The following is a 19,735-nucleotide window of genomic DNA, read 5'->3' as shown; positions in this document are numbered from 1 at the left end:
AAACTATCCGGTTCCATAACGAGAAAAAGGCAGAATTCGTTGCGTCAAACGGCAAGTTCTCCTACTGATTATTCATTTTTAACCGCCAGGCGTTTTTTTCTAAATAAGCGAACTCAATTAACAAAAAAATCTGGTTCATACCAAGCCTTTAGGGGCCATCATCCCCACAAAACGATCCAGGGCCGCGGGGTTGCGCAGGGTATCGCGGCTCACTACGCGGGCGACGTCCTGCCCCATGAGAATTTTTTTGACGGGGGCTTCCACCTTTTTTCCACTCATCGTATAAGGTACCTCCGAGATGGCCACGATGGCGTCGGGTACGTGCCGGGGGCTGTACTGGTTTCGCAGGCTTTCGTTAATACGGGCCTTGAGTTCATCAGTAAGCGACACTCCCTCGGCCAGGACCACAAACAAGGGCATGAAGCCGCTGCCGTCTTCGCGCTCCAGGTACACCACGAGGCTATCTTTCACTTCCTCAATAGCCTCTACAGCATTGTACACTTCGGCCGTCCCAATGCGCACGCCTCCCCGATTGAGGGTGGCGTCGGAGCGTCCATAGATGATTACGGAGCCCCGCGCGCTGATCTTGATCCAGTCGCCGTGCCGCCACTGGCCGGGGTACATGGCAAAGTAGCTGCTGCGGTACCTTTCGTGATCCGGGTCGTTCCAGAAGTAGATGGGCATGGAAGGCATGGGCTGCGTAATGACCATCTCGCCGAGTTGGCCCCTGACCGACTTTCCTTCTTCGTCGAAGGCTTCCAGGCGGCAGCCCAACATCCGGCACTGGATCTCGCCCGCGTACACCGGCAGCAGCGGGCAGCCCCCTACGAAAGCACTGCATACGTCGGTACCGCCGCTTAGCGAGATCAGCCACACGTCTTTTTTGACGCGCTGGTAGATCCACTCGTAGGCGTCGGGCGTGAGGGGAGAGCCCGTGGAGCCAATGGTCTGTACATGCCGCAGGCGCTCGGTAGGTACGCTCAGCTCGGCTTTCATGCAGGCAATGAAGTAGGCGGCTCCTCCACCGAAGTGATTAATTTTGGCTTTCTCGGCCAGCGTCCAAAGTACCTGTAGGTTAGGGAAAGCCGCGGCTCCGTCGTAAAGTACCAGCGTAGCGCCCACCAGCAGCGAAGCCAGCGAGTAGTTCCACATCATCCAGCCGGTTGTGGAGTACCAGAAGTACCGCTCGCCCGGCTGGACGTTCTGATGCAGGGCGAGCGCTTTATAATGTTCCAGCAAACAACCGCCTACGCTATGCGTAATGGCCTTGGGCTTGCCCGTGGTGCCCGAAGAGTAAAGTACCCACAAGGGGTGCTCGAAGGGCAGGGGCTCGAATTCCAGCGGAACGGCGGGCGAGTACTGAATGTCGTCCCAGGAGGTGGTACCTTCCACGCTGGCGTCGCTATCCAGGTAAGGTACCAGTACTGCATGATTCACCGATGGCAGGGCGTTCAGCAAATCGCGCAGGGCAGCGGTTTTATCGTAGGTTTTTCCGTTATAGGTGTAGCCATCGGCCGCCAAAAGTACCTTGGGCTCGATTTGCCGGAAGCGCTCCACGATGCTCGCGTGACCAAAATCGGGCGAGCAACTCGACCATACGGCCCCAATAGCGTTGGTAGCCAGAAAGGCCACTACGGCCTGCGGGATGTTGGGCAGTACCGCCGCTACCCGATCGCCCGGCCGGATACCCTTCCGCCGGAGCCAGGCCGCCAGGGCCGCTACCTGCTCCTCGAGCTCCTCCCAGCTTAGCTCGGTGAGGGGCTGCCGCTCACTCTGAAAAATGAGCGCGGGCCGGTCGCGGGTCTTATTCCGAAAAATGTGCTCGGCGTAGTTGAGTGTAGAGCGTGAAAACCAGCGGGTACCGATCATGTCCGGCCCATCGGCACGCCGAAGTACCTCCAGGTAGAGATCGTGGGACTTGATCTGAAAAAAATGCCACAAGGTTTCCCAGAAATCTTCCACGTCCGTCACCGACCATTCCCACAGATCGTGGTAGTCGCGGAAGTACAGGCCTTTCTTAACAAACAACCAATCCAGGTACTTTTTCAGGTTCGATTGTTCCATCAAGGCCCGGCTGGGTTTCCAGAGGGGCTGTTGCGTTAGGTTAGAAGACATAGGTAGTGTTATGAGCCAGGCTTAGGGTCCCCTCTTTCATTTTCAGTATTTACTAACGCCCTTATCGAATCTTTAGGATAAAAAGGAGAGAAAATTATTGATTCAAAAAAATAGTTTAACTTTGCAATCCAATTTGACACCTCTATAATTTTCTGATTGTCAGACACGTTATCTACCTCATTGGCACAAATTATTTACATTTTAATTCATTTCAACATCTTCTACCTGATATTGCTTACTGAAAATTTGGTGAGAGGAAAAAACATCCAGTAGTGATACTGCATTCCTATGAAAAAACGAAATAGTAGTTCCCCCGGTGGCCGTAGCCACAGCGGACGTCCTTCGCGCCCCGCTACGTCCGGTCGCAGCGCCTCTTCTGATCGCCCGGGTGGTGGTTACAGTGGCCCTTTCAAAAGAGCTAAGCCCGAAGTAGAAAGCCGTTTCAGCAAGCCCAGCGTGAAGCGCTCGAGCCTCACGCTGCCGCGCACGGATAAGCCTCAACCTACCGCCAGGCCTAAAGAGGATGAAACCCGCCGCCCCTTCTACGAGAACGTCAGACCCGGCCACAAAAAGGATCGCCGCCAGGAGGAGCCCCGTGGAGACAGCTACCGTGGAGACGGACCGCGTGGAGACGGATCTCGGCCTTACAATGAGCGCTACGCTAAACCTACCCGCCATGAGGACGCCCGCCCTTCGTTCAAACGCGACGAAAAAAAACCATTTGGCGAAAAACGTCCGTTCGGTGGCCCTAAAGCTTCGTTTCGGCCCGCTACGGAGCCCGGCGACAAAGCAGACCGCCCTCGCTTCGGCCGTCCTGACCACGACCGGTCGCCGCGTCCTTTTAAGCGGAGCGAAGACCATCGCGATTTTAAAAAGCCCCGGGGCGAATCCAAACCCTATGAAGATCGGGGCCATCGTATCAGCGAAGACGATAAGCCGCGCTACCAACCACCAGGACGCCCTTCAGACCGGGACGAAAAGCCACGGCCTTACGCCAGTGCTCGCCCCGAGCGGGGTGTGCATCCCTTTGAGGACAAGCGGAAACCGGATTTTGGAAAAAAAAAAGACGATGAGGACCGGCGGCGCGTTGAGCCAGCAGAAGAAGGTGCCAAAAGGCGCGTAGGTCGTTTTGAAAGCGCTCCCCGCTACGATTTTAGTCGCTACGAGGATAAAAAGCCGCCCGTCAAACGCTCCATTCTGGAGGACGACCAAATTCGGCTCAACCGCTACATTTCCAATTCGGGGATTTGCTCGCGCCGGGAAGCCGACGAACTGATTGCGAGTGGTCAGATTTCGGTCAACGGAAAAACCATTACAGAAATGGGCTACAAAGTGAAGCCTTCGGACGTGGTCAAGTACGGCAAAAAGGCACTTAATCCCGAGCGGATGGTTTATATTTTGATTAATAAACCGAAGGATTATATCACCACCACCGACGATCCGGAAGAACGCAAAACCGTACTGGACCTGGTGGCGGGAGCCTGCCAGGAACGGGTGTACCCGGTGGGGCGACTCGACCGGAATACCACCGGACTGCTGCTGCTGACCAACGACGGCGAACTAGCCGAAAAGCTAACGCACCCTTCGGGTGGCATCAAGAAAGTATACCAGGCTGAGCTTGACAAACCCATGACGACGGAAGACTTCGAAGCGCTGCAGAAGGGCTTGGAGCTGGAAGACGGTTTTATCAAACCCGATGAAGTCGGGATCGTGACGCCCGACGCCATGGTCGTTGGTTTAGAAATTCACAGCGGACGCAACCGCATTGTCCGCCGCATGTTTGAGCACCTTGGCTACGAAGTCAAAAAGCTGGACCGTACCGTCTTTGCGGGCTTGAACAAGAAAGAGCTGCCGCGGGGTAAATGGCGCTTCCTCACCGAAAAAGAAGTCGTGCGGTTGAAGTACATGCTATAAAGTACTCTAACCCGATACAGGAAAGTACCTATGAAAAAACCGGCCCTAATTGAGTCGGCTTTTTCATAGGTACTTTTACTTTTTCAAACCCTAGGGATTAGTAACGCTGATAATCTCCACCTCGAAGGCAAGCGGCGCGTAGGGGTTGATCACAAACTGGCCGGTTTGCTGGTTGCGGGCTCCGTCGCGCCCGTAGCCCAATGCCGACGGAAATACCAGCACGGCCGTTTCGCCGTTGCGCAGCCGCCGTACGCCCCGGTCAAAACCTGGAATGGGTGCTCCCTGTCCCACCAAGCCGGTGGTAAAGGTGTAGTTGCCTTTGTCAAATTCTTTACCGTCCAGGGTGCGGCCGGTGTAGTTAAGCTTCACTACTTTGCCCTTCCCGATGGTGTCGCCCGTCGTCGTGACCCGCCGCACAATGTTCAGGTTATCCGTTAGGCGCTCGGATATTTCATATTCCTTTTCGTCCAGGTAATTCTGAATTTGTTCACCTTCGGTACGTACGTTCACCAGCTCTACTTCCACCCGAAGCGGGGAATAGGCCGGAACGCTCCCGTAGGTATCATTTCCGTAAGCCAGGTAGTAGGGCAACAGCAAAGTAAATTTTTCGCCCGTACGCATGAGATTAACTCCCAGGATTACCCCTCTTAGATGAAAGAGCGTTAAGGCCGGATATATAAAAGGTTTGCCCTTAGATGTTTCAGTGCTGTCAATCAAGCGTCCATCCAAGGTATAGGTTCTGTAATAAATACTCACTTCATCCCCGATGTTTGCTTTACGGCCCGACGCATTGGATACTTTCCGGACGTAGTACAGCCCCGACGAATCGAGCGTAGCCGAAAGATTATTGGCGGTGAGGTACTCACTGATTTTTCGCTCGTTCTCCTCTATCTGCTTGTTTTCCTTGTCCAGAAAATTGTTACATGATGCCAGGGCTATTACCGAAAGCATCACGACCGCCACTGTCCACTTTTGAATCATTTTTACCACTTTTTAACAGAATTTTAGATTAGAAATTGGGGGTATGCTCACCCAGGGTCCTCCATTACCTACGCAAAAAGGGGTACTTTTGTTGTAGTAGGTACTTTGAGGTTAGCCCGGGGGCTTGATTTTAAGAGTCGGCGTGGGGTCAAAAGGTTGGAATCAGAAAGCAAAAAGGTTAGCTTTTCTGCTTCTGTAACTGCTCGTAGTACTTACAAAAATGCGTCAGGGGGCACTCGTGGCACTTGGGGCTGCGGGCCAGACACACATACCGTCCGTGTAAAATGAGCCAATGGTGGGCCTTAGGTACCAGCGCCACCGGAATGTGCGCCATGAGGTTTTTCTCGACGGCCAGCGGCGTAGTGGCCGTACGGGGTACCAGACCCAGCCTATGCGACACCCGAAACACGTGGGTATCAACGGCCATGGTGGGTTGGTTAAATACAATCGACGTAATGACGTGGGCCGTCTTTCGCCCTACACCCGGCATCCGCTGCAGCTCCTCTACGCGGGCGGGTATCTCCGAGCCAAACTCCTCCACCAACATCCGGGCCATACCAACCAGGTGCTTACTCTTGTTGTTGGGGTAGGATACCGACCGAATGTACCCAAATACTTCCTCTACGGTAGCCGCCGCCAGCGCCTCAGCATCGGGAAAGCGCTCGAATAAAGCGGGAGTAACCTGGTTGATGCGCTTATCGGTACATTGGGCGGAGAGAATCACCGCTACCAGGAGTTCGTAAGGGTTACGAAAATGGAGCTCCGTCTCGGGCTCGGGAAAATGGGTAGTGAAGTACGTGATAAAATGTCGAAATCGTTCTTTTTTGAGCATGTCCTCGGAGGAAAAGTAGGGCAACGGCAGAGCTACCCTTAAGCGCGATGTCGCGCTTAAGGGTAGCTGTAAAACAAAACAACCGCCCAAAAGTCCTAAACGGATAAATTGGCCGGTTGATTAAAGGGATAATGATAGGAAAAGCCGAGAATGCGCTGGATGGCCTGATCGGAAGGTACCCGTACGATTCGGTCCATTTGCTGTCGCAGTTCGAGCGAATCCAGGTAAAAGTTCATCAGATCATCGTCGAGGGCCAAGGCCTCAATCATCAGATCGTTTTCTTCTGTGGTTGTTTCGGCATACAGATACCTTACAACATCATCGTAAGTAAAAGTTTTTGTCATATTGCGGAGTACGTTGGCTGAATTGCTTACGCAAATTAATCAGCGCATAACGCATTCTCCCCAATGCCGTATTGATACTCACACCTGTGGCATCGGCAATTTCCTGAAAACTCATGTCCTCGTAGTGGCGCATGATCAGTACTTGCCTTTGCACATCTGGCAGCCGCTGGATCATCTCCCGAAGCTGCTCATGAGTCTCCTGCCGAATCTGAATGGACTCGACCGAATCTTCCGAGAAATCAAGCGTATTAAATACGCTGCTCCCGTCTTCAAACACTACATTGGGGTAGCGTTTATCGCGCCTGAAATAGTCAATAGCGAGGTTGTGGGCGATTCGAATAATCCACGGCAAAAACTTACCCTCTTCGTTATATTTACCTGACTTGATGGTATCCACCGCTTTGATGAAGGTATCCTGCATCAAATCCTCGGCAACGTACTGATCCTTAACAATGAGGTAAATAGTGGTGTAAATTCTTGACTTATGGCGTTGAACCAGCTTTTCGAAGGCTTTTTCATCACCATGGATGTACAGCGATATCAACTCACTGTCGCTAACTTGGAATTTCTCCATTTAAGTAATTCGATTTAGTTAACGTAGAGCCGTGTGTCGATATTGTACCTCCTTTCGGTTTTAGGTGTATATAATAGAAGTATATGAGCTTTATGCCAGCATCATTTATTGTATCAAAGAAATATATTTGCTGGTTTATTTGCAAATGTTTCTCTCTCTTTTTTTCAAACCTGCCAAACATTAACAAATGTTAACAAGTATATTCCTACCCGTTGTCCGTTTGGCTGATCCAACCATTACTTTATACCCTTTCGGCGAAATAATAGTATTTAAAGGATATTCTGGGTGAAATAATAAACTCTCTCGTCCGAAAATTAGTTCAACCATTTTACCATTTTCTACCCAAAAGCCGATTTGGACATAAGAAATAAAATTTTGTTGTGGGTTCAGCTCTTATACGGCTAGAAGTTACATAAAGTAATTGAGTTATATCACTAACACTCACACATCTATTATATACGCTAGGGGACAAAAAAAAGTTTTGCTGAAATATTTATTCTTTTGCCTTTCTTCGTACCGTCAACCATCTTATCATACTCACAATACCATGAAGTACCGCAAACACGTATTCGTCTGTACCAACCAAAAAGAAGCCCCAAAGAAATGCTGCGGCCAGGAGCACGGCCTTGAGCTGGTAGAGGCCTTCAAAAATGCCCTGAAGGAGCGTAAACTCCAGACGGAAATCCGGGCACAACGCGCTGGCTGCCTGGATGTGTGCGCGTTTGGGCCGGGCATGGTCGTGTACCCGGAGGGGGTATTCTACGGCAACGTACAGCTTTCGGACGTGGAGGAAATTGTAGAAAGCCACTTAGTGAATGACGTACCCGTGGAGCGATTGAAGCTGGATTTCTAATCAAGCCGGGATGTGGGGAAGCAGGCCGGGAGGAATACCTATTTATGAAGTACAAGCATCTGTTTTTTGATCTGGACCATACCCTGTGGGACTTTGAGCGGAATTCGGCCGAGTCGTTGACGGAGCTCTTTGAGCGGTTCACGCTCGGGCAATGCGGGATACCTTCCTGCGAGGAATTCATAAGTACCTTTTCCCGCATCAACATTGAGCTGTGGGCTACCTTCAACCGCGGCGACTACACCCACGCCTACATCCGCGAGCGCCGCTTCCCCCTGGTATTTGAAGCCTTACAAGTACCTACACCCACGAACTGCTCCGACCTGGCCCAGGCCTACCTGCAGATCTTACCCACCAAGCAGTACCTGCTTGAAGGCGCGCTGGATGTACTTCATTACACTCGCGAGCGCGGCTACCGGCTGCACGTGCTTACCAATGGCTTTGAGGCCATCCAGAACCGAAAAATGAAGAGCGCCGACATCGTGCATTTCTTTGAGCACGTCGTCACCAACGAGCACGCTCAGGCCCAAAAACCCGATCCGCGCATTTTTGCCTACGCGCTGGGGTTGGTGAAGGCGCGGCCCGAAGACTGCATCATGATCGGTGATAATTGGGAAGCGGATATTCTGGGTGCCATGCGCTTCGGGCTCGACACGGTGTACTACAATCCGCTCTGCCAGCGTTTTGACGACACCCCCACCCACGACATCCGTCACCTGCACGAGTTGAAAGCGATCTTTTGATTTCAGGTACCTGCCAGGTACTAAAATCGATTCAGCAAATTGCTGGTATTGGCCTCATTGATCTGCTGAACCCGATATTCCATAATCGACGCGATATGCTGCGCGCGGCTTTTTACTTCCGTGGCTTTTTCTCCCTCAAAAAGGGCATCGATTGTTTCAAAAAACAAGGCCAGCCAGCGCTCGAAATGGTGAGCGCGCAGCGGGTGCTTTTGCGTAAGCCGGAAGTGCGGCGGCATGGGGCGGCCCCGATAGCTGCCCGTTCCGAAGAGGATACTTTCCCAAAAATCGTACATGGTGGGAAGGTGAGCCGACAAGTTCACCTGAGCCACGTCGTTAAAGATGGGACCAAGTACCTCGTCGGCAAGTACCTTGTTGTAGAAGGTATTGACCAGAAGCTCTACGTCGGTCCGGGTAGTTATATCTGTAAGCATGGTATTTTAAGGCTAACTATACCGCAAAGGTTCCTTTTTCGTTGAACCTACACCATGACAAGTATCATGGTGGCGATTCTTTTGGTTTTAGAAGTACTTTTGCGGCTTAGTAGGTATACTGATTCCTTTTTAACCCTAACACAAAAATGGCGCTTTTCGTAGTCAAAATCGGCGGAAATATTATCGATAACCCGGACGCCTGCGCGCGTTTTCTGCAAAAATTTGCGCAGCTACCTAGCCCCAAGGTACTGGTGCACGGCGGCGGAAAAGTGGCGACCCAGACCGCCGCGCAGCTCGGCATCGAAACCCAGATGGTAGACGGCCGCCGCATCACCGACCGCGCCATGCTCGACGTGGTCACGATGGTGTACGGAGGATTGGTGAATAAAAACCTGGTGGCGCAGCTGCAGGCCCGCAACTGCAACGCCATCGGCCTCACCGGCGCCGACGGCGGGATTATCCGCTCCGTGAAGCGGCCCGTTAAGGACATCGACTACGGTTTTGTGGGCGATATTGAGGCGGTGAATCAAGCCCAGCTCGAAGCGCTGCTGCATAGCAACCTGGTACCCGTGGTGGCTCCGCTTACCTACAGCCGCGAAGGACTCCTGCTCAATACCAACGCCGACACCATTGCGTCGGTTCTGGCCGTGGCCCTGGCTGTGCGGCATAGCGTCAACCTGCTGTATTGCTTTGAAAAAAAGGGGGTACTTTCCGACCCCGACGACGACGAGGCCGTCATTCCCGCCCTGACGCTCCACTCCTACGCGGAATACAAGGCTTCGGGCGCGATTGTGAAAGGCATGATTCCAAAATTAGATAATGCCTTCAAGGCCTTGACAGACGGCGTACGTCGCGTCACAATCTGCCACGCCGACGACCTGGAAGCCGCCGCCGCCGGGCAGGCCGGAACTACCCTTTCCCTGGCTTAGTGCCCCGCTTCGCGTCCAGGTACTTTACCAATTTCACTCCTGAAGGTACCTTAGGTACTTGCAGGACTTTTTAAAAATTTTTAATTTTGTCTTTCCCAATGTTTTAGTCAGTAGCCGAGGTACCTTACTTGCGTTCTATGCCCAACTCTTTACGCTTCTTATTTTTTTGTTCCCTGTTGGGGTACTTGCCCGGCCGGGCGCAGTCGGTTACGTTTTACCAACATGTGCAGCCCATCGTACACGCCAATTGTACCCCCTGCCACCGCCCTGGCGAAGCCGCTCCTTTTTCGCTCATCACTTACGACGACGTGGCCAAGCGGGCCAAGTTCATTAAAAAAGTAGTGAGCAGCCGCTACATGCCTCCCTGGAAAGCCGACGACCATTACAATTCTTTTGCCAATAAGCGCTCCCTGAGCGAGCAAGACATCCATACCCTCGTGACCTGGATCGACGCCGGGGTACCTAAGGGAAAAGTAAAGCTGGAGGCCGAAAAAGCACTTACCGAACGCCTCAACGCCGGTACGGCCTACAAGCGCAAGCCCGACCTGACGCTGCGCATGAAGGAAGCATTTGTGCAGAAAGGCGACACCAAAGAGCGCTTCGTGATGTTCAAGATCCCCTTTGAGCTAGCGCAGCGCGCCAACGTGGAGGCCATTGAGTTTACTTCCAATAACAAAAAAGTAATCCACCACGCCAACTACGCCATTCATCCCGTCGAGGACGCGGCCATTGACCTGTATAATACCGTAGACATGGTGGATCTGTCGGGTACTTCCCAGGCCGACTACTACCAGTGGGTGAAGTACAAGAAAGAAATGACCTACTACGGCGGCTGGATACCCGGCGCTTCGCTCGAAACCTACCCTACCGACATGGGTTGGGAAATGCCCAAGCGCGGTATTGTGCTGCTGACGGTGCACTTCGGGCCCTCGAGCCAGGACGCCGAAAGCATCAACGGAGTCAATATTTTTTTCAAAAGTACCCCCATCAAGCGCAAAGTGAAGGTGATCAGCCTGGGGTCGGGCGGGATTGGTGAAAAAGACATCACGCCGCCTTTTATGCTTTTTGCCAACGAAGTCAAAACCTTTACGCTGCGCATCGGCAACAACCAGCCGGACGTATCGCTGCTGTACGCCTGGCCGCACATGCACCAGTTGGGCAAAGAATTTAAAGCCTACGCCACCACCGCCGCGGGGGATACCATCCGGCTGGTCCACGTATCCGAATGGGACTTTCGTTGGCAGGAGATCTACCGTTACCGCAAGCCCGTGCTGCTGCCGCGCGGGGCGGTGGTCCACGTGGAAGGTACCTACGACAACACCGCCAACAACCCCATGAACCCCAACGACCCGCCCCAGATGGTACTTTCGGAGGGGAATATGCGCAGCGACCAGGAGATGCTCACCCTCATGCTCATGTACGTGGTGCGGGAAGAAAACGACGACACGCTGACCTATGACTGGCAGTAGCTTGGCTGCCCGCCGAGGCTATTCTATACACCAACTACCCTCTAAAGTACCCTTCGCCTATGGCGCACTTTACTCCCTTTCCTACGGCGCTAAAGTACCTTGGTTGGTTGCTCTGGCTCAACCTGCTGCCGGGTATCCCAGCCACGGCCCAGCCGGACGCGGCCCGACCGAATGCGGCCCAACCGGACGCGGCCCGACCCATTTTCCGGCGCTTGGGCCCGGAAGAATCCGGCGTTACGTTTGTTAATAAAATTCAGGAGAACGACTCGCTGCACATTTTCCGGTACGAGTACCTCTACAACGGCAATGGCGTCGGGATTGGTGATTTTGACAACGATGGTCGTCCCGACCTGTTCATTTCGGGCAATACCGTCAAGAACAAACTCTACCTCAACCGGACGGAAAAAGGGGGTACTTTGCGGTTTGAGGACGTCAGCCGCAGGGCCAACGTGGAAGGCAAAGGTACCTGGGCCACGGGCGTGAGCGTGGTCGACCTCAACGGCGACGGCCTGCTCGACATCTACGTGTGCCACTCGGGTTTCTTCCGCGATAGCCTCAAGCTTTCCAATGAACTGTACATTAATCAAGGCGTAAAAAAGGGCGTACCCGTTTTTAAAGAAATGGCCAAAGCCTACGGGCTGGACGCACCAGGTACCCTCTCAACCCAGGCGGCCTTCTTTGACTATGACCGCGACGGCGACCTGGACATGTTCCTGCTCAATCACTCCAACCATACCGTCAATCCGTTTCTGAACACCCGTCAGATCCGAAGTACCCCCAGCCGCGCCTTTGGCAACCGCCTCTTTCGAAACGACAGCGAAAAGGGGAAACTGCACTTTACCGAGGTCACGCAGCAGGCCGGGATCATCAACAACGCCCTGAACTTTGGCCTGAGCGTGACCGTGGCCGACATCAACCAGGACGGCTGGCCCGACCTCTACACCACCAGCGACTATACCGAGGTAGACGCCTACTACGTCAACAACGGCAAGGATCGGGGCGACCGGTCCGCCGGTGCGGGACCGGCCTTTACCGAGTCGCTACGAAAATCGTTTGCGCACGTGTCCAAGTTTTCGATGGGCGCCGACGTGGCCGACTTCAACAACGACGGCCGACCGGACGTACTGACGCTGGACATGCTGCCTGAGGACAACCACCGGCAGAAGCTCCTGAAGGGCCCGGACGTCTACGACCAGTACCACCTGCTGCTCGACAGCGGCTACTACCACCAACAGATGCGCAACATGCTGCACCTCAACGCAGGTATCGATCCGCGTGGCCACGCGCGGTTTAGCGAAATAGGGCAGCTGGCGGGAGTTTCCAATACCGACTGGAGCTGGGCGGGCCTGCTGGCCGACTTCGACAACGACGGCTGGAAGGACCTGCTGGTTACGAACGGGTACCTGCGCGATTTTACCAACATGGATTTTCTGAAATACACCGTAGCCGACGAGCAACTGAAAGAAGCCGCCAAGGGGAATCTGAATTTCAAGACCTACGGACTAGTACAAAAAATGCCTTCTAACAAGCTACGCAACTACCTCTTCCGGAACCTGGGCGGCGAAAAAGGCGGCGAACTACGCTTTCAGGACCAGTCCGCAGCCTGGGGACTCACCGAAGCGACGGTCTCCAACGCCGCCGCCTACGCCGATTTCGACGGGGACGGCGACTTGGATCTGGTTGTTTCGAACATCAACGAGCCCGTTTATATTTACCAAAACAACCGCACCGGCAGCCACTACTTCACCCTCCGGCTGCGGGGCCAAAAACCCAACGTCCAGGCGCTGGGAGCCAAGGCCTACCTCTACGCTAATGGCCAAGTACAGTACCAGGAGCTCTACCCCGTGCGCGGGTACCAGTCGTCGGTCAGTACCGACCTGCACTTTGGGCTGGGTACCTCAAGTACCGTAGACTCGCTGCGGGTAGTTTGGCCCTCGGGGGCCGTCACGCGGCTCGCATCTCCCCGCCCCGACCAGCTACTACAACTGCAAGAACCTACCCAAAGTACCCCTGCTGCTCCCTCCGCTCTGGCCAGTGCAGGTACCCGGCTTTTCCAACAACTACCCAGCTCCGAAACCGGCCTCGACTTTTTTCATCAGGAAAACGATTTCGTCGATTTTAAAGTAGAAGTACTGCTCCCCTACCAGCTCTCGCGCATGGGCCCGGCTCTGGCCCAAGGGGATGTCAACGGCGACGGGCTCGAAGATATTTACCTGGGCGGGGCGGCCAACCAGTTTGGGGTACTTTACCTGCAAACCCCCGAAGGTACTTTTAGGGCCGCGGCTTCCCAGCCCTGGCGCCAGTTTGCCGCCTCGGAAGAAGTAGCCGCCCATTTTTTTGACGCCAACGGCGACGGCCACCCGGACCTCTACCTGGTCAGCGGCGGTAGCGAGTACGACGACGCGTCGCCCGCTTACCAGGACCGCCTCTACCTCAACCAGGGCGACGGCACCTTTACGTACGCTCCGGCGGCCCTACCCGCCATGCTAAGTACCGGCCAGTGTGTGGTCAGTGCCGATATTGACGGCGACGGCGACCTGGATCTGTTTGTGGGTGGGCGCGCCGTACCCGGCTCGTTTCCGGAGGCCGCCCGCAGCTACCTGCTCCGCAACGACAGCGCCAACAGCCAGGTGAAGTTTACGGACGTGACGGCCGCGTGGTCGTCGGAGCTACTGCGGCCCGGCATGATCACGGCCGCCAATTTCCAGGATTTGGACCGGGACGGGAAGCCGGACCTGGTACTGGTAGGCGACTGGATGGGTATTCGTCTTTTTCGCAATACGCAGGCTCAATTTCAGGAGGTACTTAGTCCCGGCCTGACCGATACCGAAGGCCGCTGGGCTTCGCTGACGGCCGCTGACCTGGACGGCGACGGCGACCTGGATTTTGTAGTGGGCAACAGCGGCCTCAATACCCAGTTTAAATCGACGCCGGAAAAACCCATGGTCATCTACTACGACGATTTTGATAAAAACGGCCTGGTTGATCCCATCCTGACCTACTACCTGGGCGAAACCAGCTACCCGATGTTCTCGCGCGACGAAATCCTGGACCAGCTCGTGCCGTTGCGTCGCAAGTACACCTCCTACGCCGCCTATGCCGATGCCACCGTGGAGGATATCTTCGGAAAAGGGGCCATAGCCCAATCCCCCAAACGCTACTGCAAACGGCAGGCCAGCGTAGTCTTGGAAAATCAGGGCAATTTTAACTTTGTGGTACACGAACTACCCGTGCAGGCACAGTTCTCGACGGTCAGTGGTGCGGTGGTAGAAGACCTGGATAAGGACGGCCGTCCGGACCTGATCCTGGCGGGCAATTTCGCGCCGTACCGGGTGCAGCTCGGTGCCTGCGACGCCTCTTTTGGACTTTACCTGCGCCAAACCGCCCCCTGGCAATTTGACGCCGTAGGGTCGGAGGAGTCCGGCCTCTGGGCCGAGGGCGACGTACGCGGCCTCGCGCTCGTCCCGGTAGGATCGGACCAGAAGTGGCTCGTCGTGGGCCGCAATGACCACGAAGTATTGGTTTTCAAACTAGGAAATACCCATGAGTAGCCGTTTCCGATTTACCTCCCCTTTACGCTCCTATTTATTACTACTAGTAATGCTAGGGAAAATGGGCTTAGGTACCTGCTTGGCTCAAGCGCAGTCGGCGGCAAGTACCCCGTCCACCGAGCTGATGCACCGGGCCGAGAAAAACCTAACCCGGACCATCGTACACGATATTTTCTCGCCCCCCATTGCCAGCCGGATCTACCTCTACGCCAACGCCGCCGCCTACGAAACGCTGGTGTTGGAGCATAAAAAGTACCACAGCCTGCACGGCCAGGTACCTCATTTCCCCAAGATCTCCGGTGGTGAATCCGCTGCTCCTGTAAACTACCCCCTGGCCGCGCTGTACGCCTTCTTCCGTACCGGCGGGCAGCTGGTGTTTTCCGAGCACCTCCTGACCGACAGCGTGGCAGTTATTTTGCGGGAATTTAAGGAAAGTGATTCGCTCGTGTATCAAAATTCCCTGCGGCTGGGGCAGGCCGTCAGCGACAGCATTTTGAAGTGGGCTTCCCGCGACAACTACCTCCTGACCCGTCGCCAGCGGCGCTATTCGTACAGCAAGGCCCCCGGTAAGTGGATCCCCACGCCTCCGGGCTTCATCGACGCCGTGGAGCCTTACTGGAGCCAGATCCGCTCCGTCACCTTCGACTCCGCCCAGCAATTTAAGCCGCTGCCGCCGCCAGCCTTTAGCCCAGACCAGGCGAGTGAATTTATGCAGCAGGCGCGCGAAGTGTATGACGTGACCCGAGCCCTCTCCGATGAGCAACGGCTGATCGCCAATTTCTGGGATTGTAATCCTTTTTATCTAAACACCCAGGGACACCTCAACTTTGCGACTAAAAAATTATCGCCGGGAGGGCATTGGATCTCCATTGCCGGTCAGGCCGCCGCTTCGGCCAAGCTCGATTGGACGGCCACCTCGGCTACCTACCTCATTACCGCCGTGGCGCTGTTTGATGGCTTCATTAGCTGCTGGGACGAAAAGTACCGTAGCCAACTCATCCGTCCTGAGACCGTAATTAATTCCTACCTTGACGAAACCTGGCGCCCCTTACTGCAAACCCCGCCTTTTCCCGAGTATACCAGCGGGCACAGCGTTATTTCCACCGCCGCCGCCGTGGTATTGACCGAGTACCTCGGTGAGCAGTTTCGTTTTGTGGATAAAACCGAGATGGAGTACGGGCTACCGGCCCGTACGTTCAGCTCCTTCCGGGCAGCCTGCGACGAGGCCGCCATCAGTCGCCTTTATGGTGGTATTCATTACCGAGCGGCCATTGAGCAAGGACAAGTCCAGGGTGAAAGGGTAGGCCAATGGGTACTTTCCCGACTGCGCTTACGCCCCTGAACTCTGTATTTCTCTCCGAATTTTTTTTATACTCTTCTTCTTTTTAATCTTTTATCCGTACCACATCCGCGCTGCATTTTGTGTTAATTATTAAATTACCGTTAGCTACATATTCGTACATTTTAAAAAAATTTAAAATATTATTCCCCATTTGTAAGAAAAATCTTTATATTTGACTCAACTAATGTTTTTATACCTATTCTGAGATTAAATAGTAGTACTATTTGATCATTTATAGGGGCTAAAGCGTTCTAGTAAATTCTAATTAAATCCATTAACTATCTATCTACAATTTATGCGACTAAGGTTTACAACTTTACACCGTGTGCTGGTTGTACTGTTACTACTTCTAAGTGGTACGTGGAGTATGGCTCAGGACCGTAAAACCGTTACAGGAACGGTGCGTGATCAAGAGGGTAATCCTCTGCCCGGCGTCTCTTTCCTTGTTAAAGGAACCAATACAGGGGGAGCAACGGATGCGGACGGTTCGTTCAGAACTACCGTGACGTCCAGCAGTGCCGTACTCGTTTTCTCATCCATTGGCTACGTAAGCAAAGAAGTAGCCGTAGGCAATGCCAGCGAGATCAGTGTATCGCTGGAAGAAGATAACAAAACCCTCAACGAAGTAGTGGTCACGGGCTTTGGGATGTCGCAGGAAACGCGCAAACTCGCCTACGCCGTACAAACCGTACAGGGCCAAGACCTTACCCGGGCTAACAACCCTAACCTGGTGAACGCCCTGCAAGGTAAAGTAGCGGGGGTGATGATCAACCAGGGTACCGGTGGCCCCATGTCTTCCTCACGTATTCGTATTCGGGGTAATGCGTCTTTGAGCCCCAATACCCAGCCGCTTTTTGTGGTAGATGGGGTACTTATTCGTCCAGGTACTTCGGGTGCCGACTCCTGGGGAGCCGGCCAGGATTTTGGGAATATCATGAAAAACATCAACCCCGATAATATCGAGTCCATGACGGTACTGAAAGGTTCCGCCGCCAGTGCACTCTACGGCTCTGAGGCCTTGAACGGGGTCGTGGTGGTGCAAACCAAAAAGGGCCGTGCCGAAAAAGGGTTGGGTGTGACTTATAACCATACGTCCTCCTTCGAAAACGCCTATCGCTTCCTGGATCTGCAAAATCGCTTTGGCGCGGGTCTGAATCCTACCTTTGCGAAAGGCACTGACGGCGTAGACGAGGTGGATCGCCCCAACTACATTTACTCCTACGGCCCGGAAATGAACGGCCAGATGGTACGCGACCTCGACGGCCGCATGGTCGAGTGGAAAGCCAACAATCCATTGAGCTTCTTCCAAACGGGTAAGTTCATCAATCATAACGTAGCCGTAGAAGGCGGTAATGACCGGAGTTCGTTCCGGGCGGCTTTTTCCAGCCTGAAAAACACCTCCATCATGCCCGCGGGTACGGAGCTGCAACGGAACAACTTCAACATCCGAGGTACCCAGAAAATCGGGAAAATCTTTAACCTGGACGTAAGCGCCGACTACACCGACAACGACATGGTGAACCCCATCCGTCAGGGTGGTAACTACAACCCGGTCTTCCGTTTTGTGTTTGGTCGCCCGCGCTCGATGGACATTGACTACTGGGCCAATAACTACATCGACCCCGTGGCCGGTGGACGCCGCCAGGGAACCGCCGATCCTTATGGCATGACGCAATTCATGTTCGAGACCTTCCAGTACACGCAGGTGCGGAATGAAAAAGTATTCCGTGGTAATATCGATCTGACCGGAAACGTTACTTCCTGGCTGAGCTTCCTGGTGCGAGGTAATGTACAAAACGAACTGTTTACAGGTAACACTAGGAACCGTGGTCAAAACGCCAATTTTGCGGGGGGTGAATACAACGAATATACCGAAAATCGGAGCCAGTCGCGCTTCCAGGCCATTGCCATGGCGAACCATCAGTTTGGCGATGACTTCAACGTAAGCTTCAACGTAGGGGGAGAAACCAACCGTCTGCTTGGAGGCCGGTATTTCTTTGCTCGTACCGACGGTGGCCTACGGGTGCCAGAAGTATTCTCCTTAGCCAATTCGACCAACACCTTGGTTAACGAAAACCGCCTTAATCCGTCACGCCGCATCGATGCCCTTTATGCCTATGGGGACGTAACCTACAAAGACGCCTTGACGCTGAACTTCAGCTACCGGAATGACTGGTCTTCCACGCTAACCTATGCGGATGGTAGTGGCAATCCCTCGTATTCCTATCCAGCTGTTGGTTTGGCCTGGATTGCTACCGAATCGCTGCAAAACCTGCCTACCTGGCTTTCCTTTGGTAAGTTGCGCGCCAGCTACGGCTTCACGGGTGGTGATACCGATGCCTGGAGAACCAACCAGACGGGTATCTACCAGCCTCAGGGCACTTATACCCTTCCCAATGGAAGCCAAGTTAATATTTCCGGCTTCCGCGACAATACCCTGCCTAACTACGGCCTTAAAAACCGTCTAGCCCGCGAGTGGGAATTGGGCGGGGACATCCGCTTCTTTAGCGGTCGCCTGGGTATTGACGCTACGGTCTACAACAAGCTCACCCGTAACGAAATCCTAAGTTTGTCTTCAGCTGCTGAATCGGGTGTCAACAGCCGCATTGTCAACGCAGGTAAAATTCAAAACAAAGGAATTGAGCTCTTGATTACGGCTACGCCCATCAAAGCCAACAAATTTGAGTGGAATACCAGCATAAACTTTACGCGTAACCGCAACAAGATATTGGAACTCGTAGAGGGTACCGATACTTACGAGCTAGCCCTTGGTTTTGGCGCGGATGTACAGTCCGTAGCCCGCGTAGGCAAAGACTACGGAACTATCATCACTTCCTACGCATATGCTACCTACCAAGCGAAGGGGGCCGATGGCAGCCCAATAGACCACCCCGCCAACGGCCAGAAGGTCATCGGAGCCGCCAGTGGTACGGTCCAGGGATATCCCTCTTACCTGCGTAGTGGCGCTTACGGACAGGGAGCTAAAGAATTAGGTACCGTGATGGAAAACTTTCTAGCAAGCAACGTCAACTCTTTCCGCTTCGGCGATTTTTCGGCCACGGCACAAATTGACGCCAAGATTGGTGGGCTGATGACCTCCGCGACGCACCAATACGGTTCTTCCTACGGAGCGTTTGCCTTCTCACTTCCCGGACGTACACCCGATCTCGGTGGGGTAACCTTCACCGATGCGGCCGGTAACGTTCGTACCGACGGGATTATCCCCGACGGCGTACTAGCCGATGGCTATCGGGTACGCGTAGCCGATCAAGACATTGACCTGGGCGGTATGCCCTACGCCGAAGCCGTGGAAAAAGGGTACCTGACGCCCATCCCTGCTTTTGCTTACTACCAGAACCTCACCCAGTGGGGCTCGGGTATCCGGGAATTCTCGACCTTCGAGAACTCGTGGGTATCGCTGCGCGAAGTATCCATTGGCTATAATGTACCCGCCAGCTTTGTCAACAAAGCCAAGGTACAATCGCTGCGCGTGAGCCTGGTGGGCCGGAACATCGGCTACCTGTACCGCACCGCCAAAGCGGGTATTAACCCCGAAGGCTTGTACAGCAACCGCGCCGGTGAATTCATGGAGTACGGTGGACTACCTTTCTCCCGTCACTTGGGTGTATCCGTCAACATAGGACTGTAATCATCGCTTTA

Annotated in this window: 14 protein-coding genes; 8 read left to right on the top strand and 6 right to left on the bottom strand. The window is 53.9% G+C overall.

Annotation, left to right across the window (positions count from 1 at the left end; all coding sequences use genetic code 11):
* Nucleotides 1–135 precede the first annotated feature (135 nt).
* A complete protein-coding gene (locus tag HNQ92_RS15005; protein WP_184174865.1) occupies nucleotides 136–2,115 on the bottom strand; it encodes an acetoacetate--CoA ligase in 1,980 nt (659 codons plus the stop codon).
* A gap of 288 nt (nucleotides 2,116–2,403) precedes the next feature.
* On the opposite strand from HNQ92_RS15005, the gene HNQ92_RS15000 reads away from it, so the two are divergent.
* Nucleotides 2,404–4,029 (top strand): pseudouridine synthase, encoded by a 1,626-nt coding sequence (locus HNQ92_RS15000; protein WP_184174864.1) that lies wholly within the window; start codon nucleotides 2,404–2,406, stop codon nucleotides 4,027–4,029.
* Between the two features lie 90 nt (nucleotides 4,030–4,119).
* Here HNQ92_RS15000 and HNQ92_RS14995 read toward each other — a convergent pair whose 3' ends face one another.
* The 4 genes from HNQ92_RS14995 to HNQ92_RS14980 form a co-directional block, all read right to left on the bottom strand.
* Nucleotides 4,120–5,010 (bottom strand): FKBP-type peptidyl-prolyl cis-trans isomerase, encoded by an 891-nt coding sequence (locus HNQ92_RS14995; RefSeq protein ID WP_184174863.1) that lies wholly within the window; start codon nucleotides 5,008–5,010, stop codon nucleotides 4,120–4,122.
* Between the two features lie 178 nt (nucleotides 5,011–5,188).
* Nucleotides 5,189–5,842: an endonuclease III gene (gene nth / locus HNQ92_RS14990; RefSeq protein WP_184174862.1), complete on the bottom strand. Its 654-nt coding sequence runs from the start codon at nucleotides 5,840–5,842 to the stop codon at nucleotides 5,189–5,191.
* 95 nt (nucleotides 5,843–5,937) lie between these two features.
* Nucleotides 5,938–6,111, bottom strand: a complete 174-nt coding sequence (locus HNQ92_RS14985; protein WP_343063003.1) for a hypothetical protein — start codon at nucleotides 6,109–6,111, stop codon at nucleotides 5,938–5,940.
* Between the two features lie 49 nt (nucleotides 6,112–6,160).
* Nucleotides 6,161–6,760, bottom strand: coding sequence for an RNA polymerase sigma factor (locus HNQ92_RS14980; RefSeq protein ID WP_184174860.1), 600 nt, complete (start codon nucleotides 6,758–6,760; stop codon nucleotides 6,161–6,163).
* A gap of 547 nt (nucleotides 6,761–7,307) precedes the next feature.
* On the opposite strand from HNQ92_RS14980, the gene HNQ92_RS14975 reads away from it, so the two are divergent.
* Nucleotides 7,308–7,613, top strand: coding sequence for a (2Fe-2S) ferredoxin domain-containing protein (locus tag HNQ92_RS14975; RefSeq protein WP_184174859.1), 306 nt, complete (start codon nucleotides 7,308–7,310; stop codon nucleotides 7,611–7,613).
* A gap of 44 nt (nucleotides 7,614–7,657) precedes the next feature.
* Complete coding sequence (locus HNQ92_RS14970) at nucleotides 7,658–8,353, top strand: YjjG family noncanonical pyrimidine nucleotidase (protein WP_184174858.1); 696 nt, start codon at nucleotides 7,658–7,660, stop codon at nucleotides 8,351–8,353.
* A 20-nt stretch (nucleotides 8,354–8,373) separates the two neighbouring features.
* Here the strand turns inward: HNQ92_RS14970 and HNQ92_RS14965 are convergent, their stop codons facing one another.
* The gene (locus tag HNQ92_RS14965; protein WP_184174857.1) at nucleotides 8,374–8,784 is read right to left on the bottom strand and encodes a group III truncated hemoglobin; all 411 of its coding nucleotides are present in this window, start codon (nucleotides 8,782–8,784) and stop codon (nucleotides 8,374–8,376) included.
* A gap of 146 nt (nucleotides 8,785–8,930) precedes the next feature.
* On the opposite strand from HNQ92_RS14965, the gene argB reads away from it, so the two are divergent.
* The 5 genes from argB to HNQ92_RS14940 all read left to right on the top strand — a co-directional run bounded on the left by argB (nucleotide 8,931) and on the right by HNQ92_RS14940 (nucleotide 19,724).
* Nucleotides 8,931–9,713, top strand: coding sequence for an acetylglutamate kinase (gene argB / locus HNQ92_RS14960; RefSeq protein ID WP_184174856.1), 783 nt, complete (start codon nucleotides 8,931–8,933; stop codon nucleotides 9,711–9,713).
* Nucleotides 9,714–9,850: 137 nt separating this feature from the next.
* A complete protein-coding gene (locus HNQ92_RS14955) occupies nucleotides 9,851–11,182 on the top strand; it encodes a c-type cytochrome (protein ID WP_184174855.1) in 1,332 nt (443 codons plus the stop codon).
* A 59-nt stretch (nucleotides 11,183–11,241) separates the two neighbouring features.
* Nucleotides 11,242–14,733 (top strand): VCBS repeat-containing protein, encoded by a 3,492-nt coding sequence (locus tag HNQ92_RS14950; RefSeq protein WP_184174854.1) that lies wholly within the window; start codon nucleotides 11,242–11,244, stop codon nucleotides 14,731–14,733.
* Nucleotides 14,726–16,075, top strand: a complete 1,350-nt coding sequence (locus tag HNQ92_RS14945; RefSeq protein ID WP_246440229.1) for a vanadium-dependent haloperoxidase — start codon at nucleotides 14,726–14,728, stop codon at nucleotides 16,073–16,075. The genes HNQ92_RS14950 and HNQ92_RS14945 overlap by 8 nt, the downstream gene beginning before the upstream one ends.
* Before the next feature lie 295 nt (nucleotides 16,076–16,370).
* Nucleotides 16,371–19,724, top strand: coding sequence for a SusC/RagA family TonB-linked outer membrane protein (locus tag HNQ92_RS14940; RefSeq protein WP_184174852.1), 3,354 nt, complete (start codon nucleotides 16,371–16,373; stop codon nucleotides 19,722–19,724).
* The last annotated feature ends 11 nt before the right edge of the window (nucleotides 19,725–19,735 follow it).

The organism is Rhabdobacter roseus (genome assembly GCF_014202275.1).
Lineage (GTDB): Bacteria > Bacteroidota > Bacteroidia > Cytophagales > Spirosomataceae > Rhabdobacter > Rhabdobacter roseus.
The sequence above is the reverse complement of the archived record's forward strand: the minus strand, read 5'-3'. Positions and strand labels throughout refer to the sequence as shown.

What these genes read in the sequence shown, in the direction of transcription:
- HNQ92_RS14995 (WP_184174863.1), bottom strand. Translation starts at nt 5,010, where the DNA reads ATGATTCAAAAGTGGACAGTGGCGGTCGTGATGCTTTCGGTAATAGCC.
- HNQ92_RS14950 (WP_184174854.1), top strand. Translation starts at nt 11,242, where the DNA reads ATGGCGCACTTTACTCCCTTTCCTACGGCGCTAAAGTACCTTGGTTGG.
- argB (WP_184174856.1), top strand. Translation starts at nt 8,931, where the DNA reads ATGGCGCTTTTCGTAGTCAAAATCGGCGGAAATATTATCGATAACCCG.
- HNQ92_RS15005 (WP_184174865.1), bottom strand. Translation starts at nt 2,115, where the DNA reads ATGTCTTCTAACCTAACGCAACAGCCCCTCTGGAAACCCAGCCGGGCC.
- HNQ92_RS15000 (WP_184174864.1), top strand. Translation starts at nt 2,404, where the DNA reads ATGAAAAAACGAAATAGTAGTTCCCCCGGTGGCCGTAGCCACAGCGGA.
- HNQ92_RS14970 (WP_184174858.1), top strand. Translation starts at nt 7,658, where the DNA reads ATGAAGTACAAGCATCTGTTTTTTGATCTGGACCATACCCTGTGGGAC.
- HNQ92_RS14985 (WP_343063003.1), bottom strand. Translation starts at nt 6,111, where the DNA reads ATGATTGAGGCCTTGGCCCTCGACGATGATCTGATGAACTTTTACCTG.
- HNQ92_RS14975 (WP_184174859.1), top strand. Translation starts at nt 7,308, where the DNA reads ATGAAGTACCGCAAACACGTATTCGTCTGTACCAACCAAAAAGAAGCC.
- HNQ92_RS14980 (WP_184174860.1), bottom strand. Translation starts at nt 6,760, where the DNA reads ATGGAGAAATTCCAAGTTAGCGACAGTGAGTTGATATCGCTGTACATC.
- HNQ92_RS14965 (WP_184174857.1), bottom strand. Translation starts at nt 8,784, where the DNA reads ATGCTTACAGATATAACTACCCGGACCGACGTAGAGCTTCTGGTCAAT.
- HNQ92_RS14945 (WP_246440229.1), top strand. Translation starts at nt 14,726, where the DNA reads ATGAGTAGCCGTTTCCGATTTACCTCCCCTTTACGCTCCTATTTATTA.
- nth (WP_184174862.1), bottom strand. Translation starts at nt 5,842, where the DNA reads ATGCTCAAAAAAGAACGATTTCGACATTTTATCACGTACTTCACTACC.
- HNQ92_RS14955 (WP_184174855.1), top strand. Translation starts at nt 9,851, where the DNA reads ATGCCCAACTCTTTACGCTTCTTATTTTTTTGTTCCCTGTTGGGGTAC.
- HNQ92_RS14940 (WP_184174852.1), top strand. Translation starts at nt 16,371, where the DNA reads ATGCGACTAAGGTTTACAACTTTACACCGTGTGCTGGTTGTACTGTTA.